Source organism: Streptococcus humanilactis (genome assembly GCF_019448275.1).
Taxonomy (GTDB): Bacteria; Bacillota; Bacilli; order Lactobacillales; family Streptococcaceae; genus Streptococcus; species Streptococcus humanilactis.
The window spans coordinates 149428-167544 of record NZ_JAHXBZ010000002.1; the positions used below are offsets into that span (position 1 = coordinate 149428).

An 18117-nucleotide genomic window follows, 5' to 3' on the forward strand; every position below is an offset into this window, starting at 1 on the left:
CTGCCTCTTAATATACATTAAAAAAAAAATTAAGTCAAGTTAATTTTTAAAAAAATTAAAATAATAACTGAGAAATGATGGCAAGAGAAAGTTCATTTTTAATTGCATTCCCAGTTAATTTTTGTTAAGCTAAAAACAAGTACAAATGAAAGCGAGAACAAGATGATACGTTATCAAGATGATTTTTATGATGCAATCAATGGAGAATGGCAACAGACAGCTGAAATTCCAGCAGATAAGTCTCAAACAGGAGGTTTTGTTGATTTAGATCAGGAAATTGAAGACCTGATGCTGGCGACAACAGACAAGTGGTTGGCAGGAGAAGAGGTGCCTGAGGATGCTATCTTGGCGAACTTTGTCAAATACCACCGCCTAGTTCGTGACTTTGATAAGAGAGAAGCTGACGGTATCAAACCTGTCTTACCACTCCTTAAAGAATTCCAAGAATTGGAGACTTTTGCGGATTTTACAGCTAGACTAGCAGAGTTTGAACTTGCAGGAAAACCTAACTTCCTACCTTTTGGTGTATCGCCAGACTTTATGGATGCCAGAATCAACGTTTTATGGGCTAGTGCTCCAAGCACGATCTTGCCAGACACGACCTACTATGCAGAAGACCATCCTCAGCGCGAAGAGCTCTTGACTCTTTGGAAAGAAAGTAGCGCAAATCTCCTCAAAGCTTTTGATTTCTCTGATGAAGAAATTGAAGACTTGTTAGAGAAAAGACTAGAATTAGACCGCCGAGTTGCGGCAGTGGTGCTCTCTAATGAAGAAAGTTCAGAGTATGCTAAACTCTACCATCCATATTCTTATGAAGATTTCAAGAAATTTGCGCCTGCCTTACCCCTGGAAGACTTCTTCCAAGCTGTTCTTGGACAAATACCAGACAAGGTTATCGTAGACGAGGAACGTTTTTGGCAAGCAGCAGACCAATTCTATAGTGAAGAGGCATGGCCTCTCCTCAAGGCAACCTTGATTTTGAGTGTTGTCAATCTCTCAACCAGCTATTTAACAGAAGAAATCCGTGTCTTGTCAGGTGCTTACAGCCGTGCCCTTTCAGGAGTTCCAGAAGCCAAAGACAAGGTCAAGTCAGCCTACCAGCTAGCACAAGGTCCTTTCAGACAAGCCTTAGGGCTCTGGTATGCCCATGAAAAATTCTCTCCAGAGGCTAAGGCGGATGTGGAGAAAAAAGTGGCAACTATGATTGATGTCTATAAGGAACGCTTGGCTAAGAATGACTGGCTAACTCCTGAAACTCGTGACAAGGCCATCGTCAAACTCAATGTTATCAAGCCTTATATTGGTTACCCAGAAGAATTACCAGCACGCTACAAAGACAAGGTAGTGGATGAGACTGCTAGTCTTTTTGACAATGCTCTAGCCTTTGCGCGTGTGGAAATCAAGCACAGTTGGAGTAAGTGGAACCAGCCTGTAGACTACAAGGAATGGGGTATGCCTGCTCATATGGTCAATGCCTACTACAATCCACAGAAGAACCTAATTGTCTTCCCAGCGGCTATTTTACAAGCACCTTTCTATGATTTGCATCAGTCATCTTCTGCTAACTACGGGGGTATCGGGGCGGTTATTGCCCATGAAATTTCTCACGCCTTTGATACCAACGGAGCTTCCTTCGATGAAAATGGTAGCCTCAAGGATTGGTGGACAGAGAATGACTATGCTGCCTTTAAGGAGAAAACACAAAAAGTTATTGACCAGTTTGATGGACAAGATTCTTATGGTGCAACCATCAATGGTAAATTGACTGTGTCAGAAAACGTGGCTGACTTGGGAGGAATCGCTGCAGCGCTTGAAGCAGCTAAGAGAGAACCAGACTTCTCAGCAGAAGAATTCTTCTACAACTTCGGTCGCATCTGGCGCATGAAAGGTCGTCCAGAATTTATGAAACTCTTGGCTAGCGTCGATGTGCACGCACCAGCCAAACTCCGTGTCAATGTACAAGTACCAAACTTCGATGATTTCTTTACAACCTATGATGTCAAAGAAGGAGACGGTATGTGGCGTTCACCAGAAGAGCGCGTGATTATTTGGTAATGCAAATAAGCAAGTAAAACTCCTATCATTATACCTTCCCTATCTATGTACACCCTAAAAAGTTAGATAGAATAATCTAGCTTTTAGGGTGTAGTTCATAGGGATTATGAAATTGAAGTCTTTTCTTATTTTAAAATTCATAGTAAAATATCCCTCTGTATCAAGATAACAGGAGGATTTTTATGTCTCAAAAGACTATCAACATAGGCTACGCCCGTGTATCTACTCATAAGCAAGACCTAGGATTGAAAGTGCAAATCGAAGCTCTCAAACATTGCGATAAACTTTTTATAGAAAAGGAATCTGGTGCAAATAACACTCGTCCTGAACTTACAAAAGCCTTAAAACTGGCCTCTGACTTTTCGAAAGATGGCAAGCAGGTTACTTTCACTATCTATAAGTTAGATAGATTGACTCGATCTATGTTTAAGCTACTAGAACTTATTGAACTATTTAATGAATCTAATATTCACCTAGTCAGTTTGCATGAAAAACTAGAGACAGGTTCTCTTATTGGCAGGTTACTTTGCATCATTTTAGGCTTTGTGGCAGAAAATGAGCTGGAAAATCTGAGGTTTCGCACAAAAGAGGGACTTCGAAAAGCTAAGGAAAATGGTGTTAGATTAGGAGCAAAACGGATTTCAAAAGAAAAGGAGGAGCGCATACTTAACAAATATCTACATTCAAATATAAGCATACGTAATATTGCAAAAGCTGAACAAATTTCTACATCAACCCTATATAAAGTGTTAGAACGTAATAAAGTGGCGAACAATCGTCAAAAAAAACGGAAAATCATTGCTAAAAACAGGGGAAAATGGTAGAATGAAGCCGTAAATTTGTTTCGATTAACGACCGTTTGATAAAACAGTCAAAACAACAATATGAATATTTTAAAAAATGCGAGTTTAACAGTGTTTTTAACCTGTATTAGACTGGTATTTTTTTGTGTATCGTTTAACGGTCGTTACGCGATACACTTAGTTCCCTATCTCTAAAGGAGGTAGCTAGTTTTTGGCAACAAAAAATTTAAAAATTATTAAGATATGTAATAGTATGATAGCTGTATTGTTCAGTTAATGGATGAAGGTTCATTTAAGGCTTCTATCAAGAACATTAAATGTTTAGAGAATGAGTTGGCTCAAAATTTTGCTTTTGTGGTCTTGAAAGGAAGTTGATTTTGTCATTTTATAAGCCTAAAAAGGCAATTTTATATTCCTGAGGAGGAAAAATTATGAATAAACTCACTAAACTAGGTATTGTTACCTTTTCTGCTGTCACTCTTAGTGCTGTAGTGCCAACTTTGGTGCATGCCGAGGAAAACGTTGCGCCGCAACCAAATGCTGCCGCGAGACCAACTATTCAACCAACACTCACACCAAAACCCAATAATAACTGGGTTGATTATAGTATGCTCGATCCAATTGCTAAACCAAAACCAAAGCCAGGCAAAGAAGTTTCGAAACCTGCTGAAAAGCCAGTAGAAGAGCCCGCGCCTGTCGAAAAACCTTCAACCGAGGGCAACATTCTTGCAAACGGAACAGATGAAGCCATCGCAGAGGACAAGAAAAATGCTGAGATCGAGAAAAAATACAACGTCGATCCAACCAATCAGCTACCCGAGCCAGGACTGCCAATCATAACGCCTGAACCAGAACAACCTATAACAGATTCTGAAGAGATGAAGAAGATGGTGGCGGAAGATTTGGCATACAAAGCTGGCGCAGTCATGTCTATGACTAAAGAAGAGAACGACAAGATTGTATCTGAAGCAAATCAAAAGCTTTACGCTCTTTCTGGAATAGATGCTGATAAACTTCTAAACACGCCAATTCCCGGAACAAATGGGCAAGGCTTTCCTACTTTAGCAGACTGGACTTATCGAGAATACGAAGTCCAAGCAGATTTCTTGGATGCTGATCGTGTCCAAAAATATGGATACACTACTGAATCCAGGATTGATAGTCCAGAACACGCAACAGTTAGATCATTACGGTTCGATACCGATAAAGATGATGCAGATGGAATACTAACAGCAAAAAAATTTTCCGACTACACTTTTAGCCACGTCGTAAAAGCAACTACAGACCATCCAGATATCGACCCAGATCCAAAAGTTGTCAGAGTTAGTTATGATGCAGCCTATGCTTTGCGTGGTTCTGGTTACAAAAATGGTAAAGGAGATAATCTTTTTCGATACTATTTTATTTACACTAAAAATAAACCAGTAGAAGAAAAACCAACAACGAAAGATCCGCAACCAGCGGAAACGGAAAAACCTGCTGGAATTTCGAAACCAGCGGAGACAGTTGAACCAACTGTGCAGCCGAAACCAGCTGAAACACCCGTTCCATCTCCAAAACCAGCAGAAAACCCTCAACCAGAGGTTAAACCAGTAGAGCAACCACAACCCGCTAAACCAGTGGAACCAGCTAAAAATGCTGGATTGCAAAAGATTCCTTATAGAACTGACCAGCCAAAACGTTGGTTTAATAACGGAACAGGTCGCCCTACTCTAACAACCAACGACCTTGCGGCTCCACTTCCTGCTGAAAATGTAGAAAAAACATCTTACGGTTGGTGGACAGCTGAACCAGACTTGCTTCATGCAGGCTCTCATATAAAAGTAAATACTTTTAATTCGAATTTCAATAATCCGATGTTTGAAAACGGTAAAGAGATAAAATTTGAAGGTAGCGGATTTGGAGATATGGACAGTAGGTTTAAACCTGCTCTTGTTCGAGTAAAAGTTCCAGAGTTGGAAGGAATGAACTACGAAGCTTATACAATCTTCTATGAAGTTCCTAATAAAAATGGAAAACCAACTTACGGAACAAATCGAATTCTCCAAGGTGGTGGTATCTCTTTGAGTATCAAATCGAAAGAGAAGAAAGAAGATATCCAGGTTTATACACTGACTAAGGATAAAAAACTAGAAGAACTTTATTATCCAGGATTCCCAAGTGAAGAAACAAATCGCTATGATGAGAAAACTAAAACTCATTCATACAATCTATTTGGTGAGACCTACGATACTTACGTTTTCTTGTTTAAGAACCCTGCTGAAAAACTAGCTGAGCAAGTAAAACCTGAAGTTAAGCCAAGCGAGCAACCTAAGCCAGACAAGCAACCAAGTGTTCCTACTGTTCCAGCTGATCAACCACAACCTGCTAAGCCAGAGAAACCAGCAGAGAAGCCAAGCGAACAGCCTAAGCCAGACAAGCAACCAAGTGTTCCTACTGTTCCAGCTGATCAACCACATCCTACTAAACCAGAGAAACCAGCAGAGAAGCCAAGCGAGAATCCAAGTGCTTCTGAAAACCCAGTTAACCCAGCTAACCCAGCAAAACCAGAAGTGAAACCTGCAGAACAACCGCAGGAAAATAACATAAAATCGGTGAGAAAATGGCGACTAGCTGACGGAAGCTTTCATGAACACCCTATTCTTACTTACGCAGATATTGTAGCACCACTCCCTATCAGTGATATGAAGCAAACTCCTATCAATGGAATATGGACTGCTGAAAAAGATTTTGTCAATAACAAACCACGATTAACTCTGTTTTGGGGCAGTGGGAATAGGTATTTCGAAGAAAATGGGAAGGAATTTTCTCGTGAAGAATTGATGAAAAGCACTATGTATATGTATCCGATTCGAGTGAAAATTCCAGAATTGGAAGGTAGAAACTATGAAGCGTATACAATTTATACAGGTATATCGGATAAAAAAACAGGACATGTTGAACTAAACAAAAACACTAACATCACAGGTGAAGGTTACATGGTTTTCCGCACTAAAAAAGAAGACAATGACGTGGAAGTCTATCAATTTTCGAAAAATAGGCAGTTAGCACCACTTTATAGCAGCCGTCAGCTAAATGAGAGAGGAAGAAGCGTGGGAGAGTTTGGTTTATCCGCAGAAGTTTATCAAACTTACGTTTTCTTGTTTAAGAACCCTGCTGAAAAACCAGCTGAGCAAGTAAAACCTGAGGTTAAGCCAAGCGAGCAACCTAAGCCAGACAAGCAACCAAGTGTTCCTACTGTTCCAGCTGATCAACCACAGCCTACTAAGCCAGTACAACCAGTAGAGAAGCCAAGTGAACAGCCTAAGCCAGACAAGCAACCAAGTGTTCCTACTATTCCAGCTGATCAACCACAACCTGCTAAGCCAGAGAAACCAGCTGAGAAGCCAAGTGAAAATCCTGTAAATCCAGTTACACCAGTTGCTCCAATAACACCAACAACTCCCGTAACGCCTACGCTTAATCCAGCCATCCCAAACAATACTCGTGTTCTTTCGAACAAAGCTGGAAGCGTTCGAGTACATGGTTCAGAAGCAACACTCAAAAATGTCAGCTATATCAAGGTAGAAGAAACCAAGCCGACTTCACTTGAATCAAAAGATTACAAGGCCTTCGACATTCATCTGTATGACGCGAATGGTAAAGCTATCCAGCCAAACGGCATGGTTCTAGTAAGTCTTTCTGCCGATAAGCCAGTTGAAAATGTTTACTATGTTGCTCCAGACGGTACTTTACAGGCATTGAAGTTCAAACAAGATACAGATAAGGTGACTTTTGAAACAAATCACTTTAGTATCTATGCTATGACTTTCAAAGTTGCCGCAAGCCGTGATAACGGAGGTAGTACAACTCCTGTTCCAGTTGTAAATAGTAGTAATACTCTAACAACCACAGAACAAAAAGGAAATGACGCAAGTAGTACAAAAGCTCAAGCTGAGCCGTTAGCAACTAAGACTGAAACTATTTCGAAACAAGTAGCTAAGACTTTGCCAAATACTGGAGAAAATAACTCAATTCTCGCTACTCTATTTGGAATGTTAACTCTAACTGCTGGATTATTTAGCTTTCGTAAGGAGTCAGAATAACTCCAATTCATAGTTTGTATATCAATTATTTTAGACTGTGAAAAAATCAATTTGAGGAGATGATTTAGAAAATCTTTTCATGATAAAACGCATAATATCAAACTTTTCTACACTTGATATTATGCGTTTTTTATAATTCTAATACTCTTCGAAAATCTCTTCAAACCAGGTCAGCTTCGCCTTGCTGTAGATATGGTTACTGACTTCGTCAGTTCTATCCACAACCTCAAAACAGTGTTTTGAGCTGACCACGTCAGTTTTATCTGCAACCTCAAAGCTGTGCTTTGAGCAACCTGCGGCTAGCTTCCTAGTTTGCTCTTTGATTTTCATTGAGTATTAAATTACGATATCTATTGTCATCATCTTTCTAGAAAAAAGGATTGAAAGTTTTTTCGTGAGCGATGGTTGTAGCTGGACCATGTCCTGGATAGACATCGTAGTTTGGTAGGGTGAAGAGTTGGGTCTGGATACTGTGAAGAAGTTGCTCCATACTACCAGTCGGAAGATCGGTTCGTCCGATGGTTTCACGGAAAAGAGCATCTCCTGTCAAGACTAGGTGAGCATCAGGAAAGACGATAGAAACGCCGCCGATAGAGTGACCTGGTGTTGGCAAGACGGTGAAACGAAATTCCTCCAGTTGATATTCCTTATGAAAGACAAAGGTGTGTTCAGCAGGTTCTGCGACCACATCTGCCATATCATCATGACGAGGGAGACCAGAGAGGTTATCGACAGGAGTATAGAGCCAGCTAGCTTCGCTCTCTGCGATATAGACAGGAGGATTGCCAAAAGTTTCGCGAACCAAGTCCAGACTCATGATATGGTCGTAATGGGCATGGGTCAAGAGGATAGCGCAGATCGGTTTATTGATCTTCTCGATTGTCTGACGAATGGCTTCCCAATGGCTACCAGGATCAACAACGATGAGGTGCTTTTCTCCTTCTAGGTAATAGGTGTTTTCATAGGCAACAGGATTCACAGTTTTATGGATTTTCATATTAGCTCCAATCTCAAAGAATGTACTAAATTAAGTATAGCACAGTTGGGAAAAATAGGTAAGAATTTAGAATGAACTTAAAAACCAGCATGACTAGATGAAGACAGGCTGGTTATCAATTTATCAATATTGGAGAGGTGTCAATTGCCCTTCATAGGTTGCATAAACTCCGTCATTAGCTTGTTTGATAGATGTGATGTTTAGAGTGCCACCGTAGTTGGCTTCTCGTTTGTCGCTATATTCACTATAACTTATCCTATTGGGCAGGTTCTGGTCGTTAGCATAGTATTGAACGACTGTTTTTTTATAGCTTTGCTGGCTGAATAGGAACAGGCAGCTAACTCCTAACACTAGGAGAGCAAAGATAGAAATAGCAGTTTTTTTCATAGGTGTTCTCCTTATAAACTAAAGGATAAAAGAAAGTATCTTGAGGATTTTTAATTTCAAAATCCAGTCAAGGTACCAGTGTATGTGACACGAATTCCACCGTTTATCTTTCGTATCTTCAATGGAATTGGGGAAGTCAGAAAGTCTTTCGGTTACAATATGGTTTCCGTTCTTCTATCTCTCCTTCTATCACCTAAGTTTAAAATCTAACTTCGTAATATATTATAGACTAATAATTCAGAATTATCAAGCAATTCTGAATTATTTTTTTCTTATTCTGTTCCAATCTAGTTTTCATATTCTTAAAAAAGTGATAAAATGGTAGGAAGAATTGGAGAGTAGAGATGCCAAAAGAAGTGAATTTAACAGGCGAAGAAGTTGTCGCTTTAACCAAAGAATATTTAACGGAAGAGGATGTCCATTTTGTCCATAAGGCCTTGGTCTATGCGGTGGATTGCCACAGTGGCCAGTATCGCAAATCAGGCGAGCCTTATATCATTCACCCCATCCAAGTGGCAGGTATTTTAGCCAAACTTAAGCTAGATGCTGTAACGGTAGCTTGTGGTTTCTTGCATGATGTGGTGGAAGATACTGATGCGACCTTGGACGATTTGGAAAGGGAGTTTGGTCCTGATGTGCGGGTAATCGTAGATGGGGTTACCAAGCTCGGTAAGGTCAAGTACAAGTCTCACGAAGAGCAGTTGGCTGAAAACCACCGCAAGATGCTCATGGCCATGTCTGAGGACATCCGTGTTATCTTGGTCAAACTGTCTGACCGCTTGCACAATATGCGGACCCTGAAACATCTTAGAAAAGACAAGCAGGAGCGCATTTCCAAAGAAACTATGGAAATCTATGCACCACTTGCTCACCGTCTGGGGATTTCTAGCGTCAAATGGGAATTGGAAGACTTATCTTTCCGTTATCTCAACCCAACGGAGTTTTACAAGATTACCCATATGATGAAGGAAAAACGCAGAGAGCGTGAAGCCTTGGTGGATGAGGTAGTCACAAAATTAGAGGAATATACGACGGATCGTCACTTGAAAGGGAAGATTTACGGTCGTCCCAAGCATATTTACTCTATTTTCCGCAAAATGCAGGACAAGAGAAAACGGTTTGAGGAAATCTATGACCTGATTGCTATTCGTTGTATTTTAGACACCCAAAGTGATGTTTATGCCATGTTGGGTTATGTGCATGAACTTTGGAAACTCATGCCTGGTCGTTTCAAAGACTATATCGCCAACCGCAAGGCCAATGGTTACCAGTCTATCCATACGACAGTTTATGGGCCAAAAGGACCGATTGAATTCCAGATTCGAACTAAAGCCATGCACGAGGTGGCTGAGTACGGGGTTGCGGCTCACTGGGCTTATAAGAAAGGCGTTAAGGGGCAGGTCAACAGCAAGGAATCAGCTATTGGGATGAACTGGATCAAGGAGATGATGGAGCTCCAAGATCAGGCTGATGATGCTAAGGAATTTGTGGACTCTGTTAAGGAAAACTACCTGGCTGAGGAGATTTATGTCTTTACTCCAGATGGAGCTGTTCGTTCCCTTCCAAAAGATTCAGGACCGATTGACTTTGCCTATGAAATCCATACAAAAGTCGGAGAAAAAGCAACTGGTGCTAAGGTCAATGGTCGTATGGTTCCACTGACAACCAAGCTCAAAACAGGGGATCAGGTTGAAATTGTCACTAACCCCAACTCCTTTGGGCCGAGCCGTGACTGGCTCAACATGGTCAAGACCAGCAAAGCCCGTAACAAGATTCGTCAGTTCTTTAAAAATCAAGATAAGGAATTGTCTGTCAACAAGGGTCGTGAAATGCTGATGGCCCAGTTCCAAGAAAATGGCTATGTGGCCAATAAATTCATGGACAAGCGCCACATGGACCAAGTTCTACAAAAGACTAGCTACAAGACAGAAGAATCCCTCTTTGCGGCCATTGGTTTTGGCGAAATCGGTGCTATTACCGTCTTTAACCGTCTGACTGAAAAGGAACGCCGTGAAGAAGAACGTGCCAAGGCCAAGGCGGAGGCAGAAGAACTTGTCAAGGGTGGCGAGGTCAAGGTTGAAAATAAAGAAACCCTCAAAGTCAAGCATGAGGGTGGTGTGGTCATTGAAGGTGCTTCAGGTCTCCTAGTGCGGATTGCCAAGTGTTGTAATCCTGTTCCTGGTGACGATATTGTCGGCTACATTACCAAGGGTCGTGGTGTAGCTATTCACCGTGTGGACTGTATGAACCTGCGTGCCCAAGAAAACTACGAGCAACGTCTCCTTGATGTAGAATGGGAAGACCAGTATTCAAACTCAAATAAGGAATATATGGCCCATATCGATATCTACGGCCTCAACCGTACAGGACTGTTGAACGATGTACTGCAAGTTCTTTCAAATACAACCAAGAATATCTCAACGGTCAACGCCCAGCCAACCAAGGATATGAAATTTGCTAATATCCATGTGTCTTTCGGCATTGCCAACCTCTCGACGTTAACCACGGTTGTGGACAAGATTAAGAGTGTGCCAGAAGTTTACTCTGTTAAACGTACCAATGGCTAATTGTCCTAGCTCTTACTAGAAAGGCTATTATGAAAATCATTATCCAACGGGTTAAAAAAGCCCAAGTGAGCATTGAAGGTCAGGTTCAGGGCAAAATCAATCAGGGACTCTTATTGCTGGTTGGTGTTGGACCAGAGGACCAAGAGGAAGATTTGGACTATGCTGTGAGAAAGCTTGTCAATATGCGGATTTTTTCAGACGCAGAAGGTAAGATGAACCTGTCTGTCAAAGATATTGAAGGAGAAATCCTTTCTATTTCTCAGTTTACCCTCTTTGCGGATACCAAGAAAGGCAATCGTCCAGCCTTCACAGGCGCAGCCAAGCCTGATAGGGCATCAGATTTCTATGATGCTTTCAATCAAAAATTAGCGCAAGAAGTGCCCGTTCAGACAGGGATCTTTGGAGCGGATATGCAGGTTGAGCTGGTCAATGACGGACCAGTCACCATTATCCTTGATACTAAAAATAGATAAGAAAGACCAAGCCCAGCTGGCTTGGTTTTTCTTATCTATCATAAAATATTCCAAAATGAAATCGGTTCTTGATAGGCCTTGGGGAAATCTCTTTTCAGGCTTTGGCAGATGCGATAGGAAGGGACGAGATGTCCTAGGATGAGGAGAGTTCCCTGAAGGAGAAGTGGCATACCACTTAAACATATCAAGGAGAGAATCATTAGGCTATCCCATAGAAGGATTTGTAAGGCAAAACGCCAGAATCTCGGTCTAATCTGGGAATAGAGGTGACTAAAGTGGTCACAAAGTTGGTTTGAAAGATAAGTCAGTAGCACAGGATGAAAGAAAATGAGCCAACCGCTATAAATCAAAATCCAATCCCACGTAAGTCCCTCTTTAAATGTCAAAAATGCCAGCATGATTCCATCGATGATAAGGAGTTGAATGGTTTTGATGTAGATGATGTTTTTCATGATAAAACCTCCTTTTTTCATCTGTTAGTGACGTAATATTGAATATAATTATTATACAATATTTAGTTGGAGTGTGAAAGCGTTTACTATCTTTTTTCTTTGAAACAAAGTATAAATTTCTAATTATCTTTTTATATTTTCTTAAATGCTCGTAAAGCCTTATTCTATGTGCTTTCGAGTATTTTTACTGTAGGAAGATACTTCACGTTTCTTTGCATATTTCCTCATGTCTTAGCTGTCAGAAGTGGTAAATAAGTAGTAAATTCATTTGTACTACTAAGCAACAAGACGCTCCTGTTGCTTCTCTTTATTCAAGCGTTTCATTTCTGCCATTGCAGAATCGAATGTTGCATGTGCGTAATAGTTCAGCGTCATGGCTATATTAGCATGTCCCATAATGTACTGTAATGCCTTTGGATTCATTCCTGCATTTGCATAGTTGGTACAGAATGTATGTCGCAAACTATGTGGAGTGATGTGTGGCAATTTATCCTCGTTATACTTATTGTATTTCTTAACAAGACCTTTCATCATGCCGTTGTAATCACTTGCCACTTTTGGATAGTTCTTTCTATTAAGAAAGAGGAAATCACTATATCCATCAATCTCAACACGCTTATCATTCTTTCGATTCGCTAACACTCGCTTAAATGCTTGATAGGCTTCTTCAACCATAGGAACTTGACGTTCGCCACTTTTGGTCTTTGGTGTTTCAATGTAGTACCCAATTTCAGTATCTCTCAATAGCTGATGGTCTATATTGACAAGACGATTCTCAAAATCTAAATCTGGAAGTGTCAAACCACCAAACTCTGAAATACGAAGACCTGTTTTTAAGAGTATCAGAATTTCATCATAATTTTTGCTGTAGGTTTTATCAGCTTTTGCAAAGGCTAACAGTTTTTCTTCCTGTTCTTCTGTTAGTACGGTCTTAGGGACAGTATCATCATCAAGAACTGCTTTCAGTTGAAAGTCAAATGGATTCTTCCGAACACAATCATCTTGTATAGCAATATAGAATGAAGCCTTTAAAGAACGTTTGTAGTTATTGATGGTTTGATAAGCATAACCATTTTCACTCATTCTAATAGCCCATTCTTTAGCGTCTGATGGCTTAATACTGTCAATACTTCTTACACCTAACTTGTCTTTCTTCAAAATATCCATAAGATATTTGCGTCCAGTTTCAGTGTTTTTTCTAACCTTTGGTCTTTGAGCGTTCTGTTTTGCGTAAAGCTGGCAGAGTGTCATTTTCTTTCCTACAACATCAATACCATCATGAATGTCTTTCTGTAACTCTGCGATTTTCTCTCTAAGTGAGATACAATCACGCTTTCCTGCTGGTACTCGGTCTGTAGCCACAAGTTTCCACGAGTAAACAAATTGCGGTTCTCCAAATGAATCTATATATTTGTATAAGTATCTTCCGTCTTTTCGTTGGCTCTCTCCAGTCTTTAAGATTCGACCTTTATTGTCACGTCTTTTTTCTGACATGGCATTTGCTCCTTTCCTTTATGGAAAGAGCCTTGATACGACTTAATACTATTTTATCATATACAAGACCCTTTGGCGACGCTAGATTGCGTCCAATGTATCTATAATTTTTTCAAATTGTTTTCGTTTAATCTGAATACGATTGCCATTCATAATCAGCCAATTTGCATTTTTATTTTCCTCTGCCAAGCGTCGTAGCTTGTTTTCGCCAATACGAAAATATTTTGACGCTTCTTCAATGGTTAGGGTATAACGTTCCCAAATAGGAATGTCAGTCTGCTTCATAAAATCCTCCTTTCCAAATCACTTATTTGGATTTCATAAAAGTTGTTTTACCAGCAATCGAACAGCTTTAGCAAAGCTCACGGGAGTTCCACCCCTGCATGGTTCTCATGTAGCCATACTCATTGCCTGCGACGGTTTTATCACGCTCGGACTATTGACTGTATGGGAGTATCATTATCACGATAAGAATGTCGTTGCAGGCAATCCTGCTAAAGATTGCTTCTCGGATCACTAACATGAATCGCTCGCTATCTTTATAAGATAGGTCATGGCGGTTAGTTCCGTTGGCTCTTTTCTTATCGAAACGTATTCGATTACTTTTATTCAGTTTTCAAAGAACAATGGCTCGTTAGCCTATCAAAACACATTGAAAGCTCAATATGCTTTGGTGGAATAACAAACCTCCCTGTTCGGGAAGCGTGGAATGGTTTAGCACGCTTCCACGAAAGGAGAGAGGATATTACTTAATTTCAAATGACAAAATCTTTGTAATCAGTCTGGTTTCCATTCTTCCACGTAAGACTTCATCAACGACCATACTTTGATTGCCATATTCATCTTTCATAAGTCGTAGGGAACGCTTCGTTATGTACCCTCTGTAATGATGTAGAATCTGGTTAATCGCTTCGGTATCGCCATCTGTTGCCTTTACAATGAGAGGAAAGGGAATCATAGGATATTGTGTTTTCATTCTTCAAATTCCTCCATAAACTTTTTAATTAAGGCTAGTCCACTGGTTCTATGCCGATAGACAGTAGAACGGTTCAATTTCAACAGGTCTGCAATTTCTGAATCGCTCATGTCCATAAAGTAAAACAGCAGTAGAATTTCACGTTTCTTGTCTGGCAACTCACGTAATGCTTCACTCAACAAATCATTTTCAACGCCTACTGATAACCCATTGAGTGTAAAAATCTGAAAGTCAGTTGAATAGTTATCTGTTGTCGCAAACTGGCTAACAAGATAATCGCCAACATCCGAAAAGGACACCTCACGCTTTGCAATCCTTGAAAGATAAAGCATATAATTCTTTCGCTCGTCTTCCATAGCACGTTTACAGATATAGTCAAACTGATTTTCTATTGTGGTCTGAAAAGAAGATGGTTTCATGTTTCTCACCCCCTTTCTGTCTAGGAAAGGAAGTGAGCCTTGCTCGTTTATCTCCTTTCACTCTTAGTCCCAATGTGAAAGGGGGATTTGTTGCATTACTGATAAATAAACTTTGTAAAAAAGTTCTGAATAGCCAAAAAAGCATATAAACAGATTTATTTCTCTGTTTACATGCTTCTGTTATTCTATCTATATGATTTATAAAACCACATTGGTGGACGTACTTATCTATTGCAGATAGACGACTTTTTTTGACAAGAACCCAATGTAAGGAAATTTATTGTATATGATGTACTTCATGGCGACGTTGACCTCCAACAAACCGCCATTTGGAAGTAATATACAATATTTTAACAGCGTAAATAGCACTACCATATAACGGTTTTTTTTATTGGCGTTTAGTAGTGCTTTTTATTAAATATAAACCTATAAACCATATAACACGTTTTTCTATACCTGTTTTTAATTCAGTAGGAACAATAAAATGTATAGAGGTGGTCTACTATGCGTAAAAAAGAAGATAAATATGATTTTAGAGCCTTTGGTTTAGCCATTAAAGAAGCTCGATTGAAACGAGGTTTAACTCGTGAACAAGTGGGAGCATTGATTGAAATTGACCCACGGTACTTAACTAATATTGAAAATAAAGGGCAACACCCCAGCATACAAGTTCTTTATGACCTTGTATCGTTACTTCATGTTTCCGTTGATGAATTTTTCTTACCTGCTAATAACTTGGTAAAAAGCACCCGACGATTACAGATAGAGAAATACATGGATAGCTTTACAGACAAAGAACTATCCTTAATGGAATCTTTAGCCAGCGGTATCAACGAAGCAAGAAACATCGAAGACTAATTAAAAGAATCCATACATAACGGAAAGAGCCGATAAAATGAGATTGTATTAATCTCATTTTATCGGCTCTGCGTCTTTGCGTCTGGCTCTGTAATCACAGTTACTTTGAACTGCTTTATTTCAATTAAATTTTCTTGTCTGCATTTCGGACAATAGAGGGGGAATTTTTTTAATTCAGTATCTTCCCTTATCTTTAATCGTGTTTTATTTCCACATACAGGACATGTTGAGGCGGTAAGTTTGCTAGTCAAGGAGTAAAACGACGAAGATTAGCATTTACTTCCGCCCATGCGATAGCTGTCCGTGATTGACAAGTGCTAGCACGCAGACAGAACGGAGATAGCGAACCGCTGAGTGTGTCGCTCTGCTCGTAAAAGCTTAGAAACCTTTGAACGAAAGGGATAATGAAAGCCTTGATTGCAAGGCTTTTTGCTTTATGGTGGGTAAGTATCAGAGTGAGAAAATTTTTGGAATGAGTAGAAGTGATAGCTAGAAATTATCAGTTTCTATTTCCATTTACCCTGTGGGTACGTGTTTGTTTCCATTGACAAGGAGTTTGTGGGAATAGAAATGTACCCACCTTGTTTGAATCAAGTGAAGTGTAGTTGAAGGAAATCTGTTGAAAGCAATACTTCATTTTACCGAATAAGTAATAATTTAGGCAACTTCAAATCGATTAAAAAAAACTATTTTAAAGGTTAAGAGTAGACAAAAATTGTCCACTCTTTTTTGCAAACTCAATTTATCAATAAATGAAATGAGGGAATGTAAAATGAAATATTTTGAGGTTGAGTTAGAAAATCCTGATGAATTTTTAAAACTACAAACAGAAGATTTTGTGAAAGCTAATCGCTTGCTACTAAGGAAGATAATCCAGAGCGTTACAGTCTATGAAGAAAACTTCGTCATATCCTTTAAATCTGGCATCGAATTGGAAGTATGAGTCTCATTCCATAACTTTTATATTGAACATATCATCTTTTTGTGTTATACTATAAATTGATATAAACAAAGATGTAGGAGGAACCGAAACTATGACAGCCTCAATGCGTTTAAGATAAGCTGGCAATAAAAAAAGCAGAATCTATACCCGATGATAGGCTTTTTTGTTGTGCTTATTTATACGATATTGAGCATTCATTAGTTACGGTGAGGATATTGGTTATTTAACTATACCTTTATTTAACTATGTCTTTAATATGAATGTTTCCAAATTGTATGTATGCAGACCAAAAGCTACATTGTGGGGTTTGGCCTGCATTTTTTATTGCCTAGAATGCTATTCAAAATAGAAATTCAAGCAAAATAATATGCAGGAGATAATATAAATGGAAAAATACAACAATTGGAAACGAAAATTTTATGCAATATGGGCAGGGCAAGCAGTATCATTAATCACTAGTGCCATCCTGCAAATGGCGATTATTTTTTACCTTACAGAAAAAACAGGATCTGCGATGGTCTTGTCTATGGCTTCATTAGTAGGTTTTTTACCCTATGCGATTTTGGGACCTGCCATTGGTGTGCTAGTGGATCGTCATGATAGGAAGAAGATAATGATTGGTGCCGATTTAATTATCGCAGCAGCTGGTGCAGTGCTTGCTATTGTTGCATTCTGTATGGAGCTACCTGTCTGGATGATTATGATAGTATTGTTTATCCGTAGCATTGGAACAGCTTTTCATACCCCAGCACTCAATGCGGTTACACCACTTTTAGTACCAGAAGAACAGCTAACGAAATGCGCAGGCTATAGTCAGTCTTTGCAGTCTATAAGCTATATTGTTAGTCCGGCAGTTGCAGCACTCTTATACTCCGTTTGGGATTTAAATGCTATTATTGCCATCGACGTATTGGGTGCTGTGATTGCATCTATTACGGTAGCAATTGTACGTATACCTAAGCTGGGTAATCAAGTGCAAAGTTTAGAACCAAATTTCATAAGGGAGATGAAAGAAGGAGTTGTGGTTCTGAGACAAAACAAAGGATTGTTTGCCTTATTACTCTTAGGAACACTATATACTTTTGTTTATATGCCAATCAATGCACTATTTCCTTTAATAAGCATGGAACACTTTAATGGAACGCCTGTGCATATTTCTATTACGGAAATTTCCTTTGCATTTGGGATGCTAGCAGGAGGCTTATTATTAGGAAGATTAGGGGGCTTCGAAAAGCATGTATTACTAATAACAAGTTCATTTTTTATAATGGGGACCAGTTTAGCCGTTTCGGGAATACTTCCTCCAAATGGATTTGTAATATTCGTAGTTTGCTGTGCAATAATGGGGCTTTCGGTGCCATTTTATAGCGGTGTGCAAACAGCTCTTTTTCAGGAGAAAATTAAGCCTGAATATTTAGGACGTGTATTTTCTTTGATCGGAAGTATCATGTCACTTGCTATGCCAATTGGGTTAATTCTTTCTGGATTCTTTGCTGATAAAATCGGTGTAAATCATTGGTTTTTACTATCAGGTATTTTAATTATTGGCATTGCTATAGTTTGCCAAATGATAACTGAGGTTAGAAAATTAGATTTAAAATAAACAAT

Annotated in this window: 17 protein-coding genes; 8 read left to right on the top strand and 9 right to left on the bottom strand. The window is 39.5% G+C overall.

Annotation, left to right across the window (positions count from 1 at the left end):
* Positions 1–162: 162 nt before the first annotated feature.
* The 3 genes from pepO (at position 163) to KV696_RS10035 (ending at position 6943) form a co-directional block, all read left to right on the top strand.
* Complete coding sequence (gene pepO, locus KV696_RS04950; RefSeq protein ID WP_219967028.1) at positions 163–2055, top strand: M13 family metallopeptidase; 1893 nt, start codon at positions 163–165, stop codon at positions 2053–2055.
* 182 nt (positions 2056–2237) lie between these two features.
* Positions 2238–2879: a recombinase family protein gene (locus tag KV696_RS04955; protein WP_219967029.1), complete on the top strand. Its 642-nt coding sequence runs from the start codon at positions 2238–2240 to the stop codon at positions 2877–2879.
* Between the two features lie 410 nt (positions 2880–3289).
* Positions 3290–6943: an LPXTG cell wall anchor domain-containing protein gene (locus tag KV696_RS10035; protein ID WP_258318566.1), complete on the top strand. Its 3654-nt coding sequence runs from the start codon at positions 3290–3292 to the stop codon at positions 6941–6943.
* A gap of 138 nt (positions 6944–7081) precedes the next feature.
* Here the strand turns inward: KV696_RS10035 and KV696_RS10040 are convergent, their stop codons facing one another.
* From KV696_RS10040 to KV696_RS04980, 3 genes are all read right to left on the bottom strand, one after another.
* Positions 7082–7273: a hypothetical protein gene (locus KV696_RS10040; protein ID WP_258318567.1), complete on the bottom strand. Its 192-nt coding sequence runs from the start codon at positions 7271–7273 to the stop codon at positions 7082–7084.
* 37 nt (positions 7274–7310) lie between these two features.
* Positions 7311–7940: an MBL fold metallo-hydrolase gene (locus tag KV696_RS04975; RefSeq protein ID WP_042900566.1), complete on the bottom strand. Its 630-nt coding sequence runs from the start codon at positions 7938–7940 to the stop codon at positions 7311–7313.
* Positions 7941–8063: 123 nt separating this feature from the next.
* Positions 8064–8327, bottom strand: coding sequence for a hypothetical protein (locus tag KV696_RS04980; RefSeq protein WP_049521217.1), 264 nt, complete (start codon positions 8325–8327; stop codon positions 8064–8066).
* A 344-nt stretch (positions 8328–8671) separates the two neighbouring features.
* Here KV696_RS04980 and KV696_RS04985 point away from each other — a divergent pair, with 344 nt between their 5' ends.
* Together KV696_RS04985 and dtd are read left to right on the top strand one after the other, a co-directional pair.
* On the top strand, positions 8672–10894 hold the full coding sequence (locus tag KV696_RS04985; protein WP_219967030.1) for a RelA/SpoT family protein: 2223 nt from the start codon (positions 8672–8674) through the stop codon (positions 10892–10894).
* Positions 10895–10923: 29 nt separating this feature from the next.
* Positions 10924–11367: a D-aminoacyl-tRNA deacylase gene (dtd, locus tag KV696_RS04990; RefSeq protein ID WP_049532341.1), complete on the top strand. Its 444-nt coding sequence runs from the start codon at positions 10924–10926 to the stop codon at positions 11365–11367.
* Positions 11368–11405: 38 nt separating this feature from the next.
* On the opposite strand, the gene KV696_RS04995 is transcribed toward dtd, so the two are convergent.
* The 5 genes from KV696_RS04995 to KV696_RS05015 form a co-directional block, all read right to left on the bottom strand.
* Positions 11406–11819, bottom strand: coding sequence for a hypothetical protein (locus KV696_RS04995; protein ID WP_219967031.1), 414 nt, complete (start codon positions 11817–11819; stop codon positions 11406–11408).
* A gap of 276 nt (positions 11820–12095) precedes the next feature.
* Positions 12096–13313, bottom strand: a complete 1218-nt coding sequence (locus tag KV696_RS05000) for a tyrosine-type recombinase/integrase (RefSeq protein ID WP_001291561.1) — start codon at positions 13311–13313, stop codon at positions 12096–12098.
* An 81-nt stretch (positions 13314–13394) separates the two neighbouring features.
* On the bottom strand, positions 13395–13598 hold the full coding sequence (locus KV696_RS05005; RefSeq protein WP_000814511.1) for an excisionase: 204 nt from the start codon (positions 13596–13598) through the stop codon (positions 13395–13397).
* Between the two features lie 460 nt (positions 13599–14058).
* Positions 14059–14289, bottom strand: coding sequence for a helix-turn-helix domain-containing protein (locus KV696_RS05010; RefSeq protein ID WP_000857133.1), 231 nt, complete (start codon positions 14287–14289; stop codon positions 14059–14061).
* Positions 14286–14708, bottom strand: a complete 423-nt coding sequence (locus KV696_RS05015) for a sigma-70 family RNA polymerase sigma factor (protein WP_000804885.1) — start codon at positions 14706–14708, stop codon at positions 14286–14288. Before KV696_RS05015 ends, KV696_RS05010 begins: the two co-directional genes overlap by 4 nt.
* A gap of 504 nt (positions 14709–15212) precedes the next feature.
* Between KV696_RS05015 and KV696_RS05020 the strand changes: the two genes are divergently transcribed.
* Positions 15213–15566 carry a helix-turn-helix transcriptional regulator gene (locus KV696_RS05020; RefSeq protein ID WP_001227347.1) on the top strand — a complete coding sequence of 118 codons (354 nt, stop codon included), beginning with the start codon at positions 15213–15215 and terminating at the stop codon, positions 15564–15566.
* 59 nt (positions 15567–15625) lie between these two features.
* Here KV696_RS05020 and KV696_RS05025 read toward each other — a convergent pair whose 3' ends face one another.
* Positions 15626–15817: a cysteine-rich KTR domain-containing protein gene (locus KV696_RS05025; RefSeq protein WP_001860868.1), complete on the bottom strand. Its 192-nt coding sequence runs from the start codon at positions 15815–15817 to the stop codon at positions 15626–15628.
* A gap of 521 nt (positions 15818–16338) precedes the next feature.
* On the opposite strand from KV696_RS05025, the gene KV696_RS05030 reads away from it, so the two are divergent.
* The gene (locus KV696_RS05030; RefSeq protein WP_000873143.1) at positions 16339–16509 is read left to right on the top strand and encodes a hypothetical protein; all 171 of its coding nucleotides are present in this window, start codon (positions 16339–16341) and stop codon (positions 16507–16509) included.
* Positions 16510–16894: 385 nt separating this feature from the next.
* The gene (gene mef(A), locus KV696_RS05035; RefSeq protein ID WP_000417519.1) at positions 16895–18112 is read left to right on the top strand and encodes a macrolide efflux MFS transporter Mef(A); all 1218 of its coding nucleotides are present in this window, start codon (positions 16895–16897) and stop codon (positions 18110–18112) included.
* The last annotated feature ends 5 nt before the right edge of the window (positions 18113–18117 follow it).

Coding starts and splice junctions, on each gene's coding strand:
- KV696_RS05000 (WP_001291561.1), bottom strand. CDS start 13,313: ATGTCAGAAAAAAGACGTGACAATAAAGGTCGAATCTTAAAGACTGGA.
- KV696_RS05005 (WP_000814511.1), bottom strand. CDS start 13,598: ATGAAGCAGACTGACATTCCTATTTGGGAACGTTATACCCTAACCATT.
- KV696_RS05015 (WP_000804885.1), bottom strand. CDS start 14,708: ATGAAACCATCTTCTTTTCAGACCACAATAGAAAATCAGTTTGACTAT.
- KV696_RS05020 (WP_001227347.1), top strand. CDS start 15,213: ATGCGTAAAAAAGAAGATAAATATGATTTTAGAGCCTTTGGTTTAGCC.
- KV696_RS10035 (WP_258318566.1), top strand. CDS start 3,290: ATGAATAAACTCACTAAACTAGGTATTGTTACCTTTTCTGCTGTCACT.
- KV696_RS04975 (WP_042900566.1), bottom strand. CDS start 7,940: ATGAAAATCCATAAAACTGTGAATCCTGTTGCCTATGAAAACACCTAT.
- KV696_RS10040 (WP_258318567.1), bottom strand. CDS start 7,273: ATGAAAATCAAAGAGCAAACTAGGAAGCTAGCCGCAGGTTGCTCAAAG.
- KV696_RS05030 (WP_000873143.1), top strand. CDS start 16,339: ATGAAATATTTTGAGGTTGAGTTAGAAAATCCTGATGAATTTTTAAAA.
- KV696_RS04985 (WP_219967030.1), top strand. CDS start 8,672: ATGCCAAAAGAAGTGAATTTAACAGGCGAAGAAGTTGTCGCTTTAACC.
- KV696_RS05010 (WP_000857133.1), bottom strand. CDS start 14,289: ATGAAAACACAATATCCTATGATTCCCTTTCCTCTCATTGTAAAGGCA.
- KV696_RS04955 (WP_219967029.1), top strand. CDS start 2,238: ATGTCTCAAAAGACTATCAACATAGGCTACGCCCGTGTATCTACTCAT.
- pepO (WP_219967028.1), top strand. CDS start 163: ATGATACGTTATCAAGATGATTTTTATGATGCAATCAATGGAGAATGG.
- KV696_RS04995 (WP_219967031.1), bottom strand. CDS start 11,819: ATGAAAAACATCATCTACATCAAAACCATTCAACTCCTTATCATCGAT.
- KV696_RS04980 (WP_049521217.1), bottom strand. CDS start 8,327: ATGAAAAAAACTGCTATTTCTATCTTTGCTCTCCTAGTGTTAGGAGTT.
- dtd (WP_049532341.1), top strand. CDS start 10,924: ATGAAAATCATTATCCAACGGGTTAAAAAAGCCCAAGTGAGCATTGAA.